The 350-nt window shown below is 70.0% G+C and carries 1 protein-coding gene; it reads left to right on the top strand.

Translation table 11 applies throughout. From position 1 onward, the window contains the following. The coding region (locus AC3A6R_RS27165; RefSeq protein ID WP_487866185.1) for a bacteriophage T4 gp5 trimerization domain-containing protein at window positions 1-350 on the top strand (350 nt) is incomplete at both ends.

Raw genomic sequence — 350 nt, 5'->3', positions numbered from 1 at the left:
AAGATGGGCGCCGAGCAGATCCTGCTGCATGCCGAGCGCAACCTCGACGTGGAGGTGGAGGGCGACGAGACGCACACCACCGGGAAGACGCGCACCACGCTGATCAAGGGGCACGAATCGGCGACCTACGAGGCGGGCGAGGAGCGGCACATCACGGCCGGCGCGGTGGAGACCATCGACGGCGGCGAGGAGCGCACGGTGACGGGCGGCGCGACCGAGACGGTGACGGGCGGCGAGACGCGCACGATCACGGGCGGTGCGACCGAGACGATCACGGGTGGCGAGACGCGCATGGTCACCGGTGGGCTGACCGAGACGGTCAATGGCGGCGTGATGCTGACGGTGAATGG

Source organism: Variovorax sp. Soil_C_19, from assembly GCF_057657255.1.
The sequence above is the reverse complement of the archived record's forward strand: the minus strand, read 5'-3'. Positions and strand labels throughout refer to the sequence as shown.